This window comes from Streptococcus sp. 27098_8_76 (genome assembly GCF_041432315.1).
GTDB lineage: Bacteria > Bacillota > Bacilli > Lactobacillales > Streptococcaceae > Streptococcus.
Window position 1 is genome coordinate 1 of sequence record NZ_JAPVZI010000034.1, and the last position, 973, is coordinate 973.

Consider the following 973-nt stretch of genomic DNA (forward strand, 5'->3'; position numbering starts at 1 on the left):
AAAACGAAAGAACCAAAAGTAGAGTTAGAACAAGATCCTAAGACAGGTGATGTTACAGTGACACCGAAGAAACCAGATGGGTCAACATATCCACCAGGAACTAAGGTAGAAATCCCAGGTAAAGATGGTAATCCAATCGTTGTTACAATCGATGAAGATGGTAAAGGTAAAGTACCAAACAGTGATCTACCAAACGTAGAAAAAACAGGTACAGGTAAGATTACTGAACCAGGTAAATCATCTGTGGAAGTTCCTAAGGTAACAACTTTTGAAAACGATGTATTAGGGGGTTCAATTGCATTGCCAGAGCTAATGATTGAGGTTCGATGGATTGATGAAGACGGAAATGTATTGAAACCATCCGTTAAGACAGGTAATGAAAAGAATGCTAAACATGGATCAATTCCAGTATATGAATTTGTACGAACTGTGATTGCTGAAAATGAACCAGTAATTACTCATATTTTCAGAAAAGTAAGTGAAAGTATAATTCCAAATACAATTCCAGTTACTCCAGTCACACCTGATACTAATGGAAATTCTGGTCATGATACACCTGCGCCAACAACTCCAATTCCAGTAACTCCAGTTCCACTTGCTACTAATGGAGGTTCTGGTCAAGATACACCTGCACCAATAACTCCAACTCCAATTCCAGATGTAGTTACTCCAAATGCAGATCCGGTAGATACTAAGACTACTATTGACAATGGAGCTAAATCAAATGATTCTCAAAATGTATTACCAAATACAGGAACAGAATCAAATGCGACTCTTGTATCTCTAGGCCTTCTTGGTATGCTAGGTGGTCTCGGGCTTGCTCTTGGAAAGAAAAAAGAAGACTAAAAATTTAGTCAAATATGAACTATTCATTGTTAAGTGGACAATGAATACAAAAGATTAAAAAACGGCCTTGTTCCTCATTTCAAGAGGTGTAAGGCTGTTGTTGTATTCTTGAAAAAGCACAGTTGAT

At 37.5% G+C, this 973-nt stretch carries 1 protein-coding gene; it reads left to right on the top strand.

Going from position 1 to position 973, the window contains the following annotated elements; genetic code table 11:
* Window positions 1-846, top strand: an 846-nt coding sequence (locus O3636_RS10660) for an LPXTG cell wall anchor domain-containing protein (protein WP_371643116.1), incomplete at its 5' end; no start/stop codon positions are given.
* Between the last annotated feature and the right edge of the window lie 127 nt (window positions 847-973).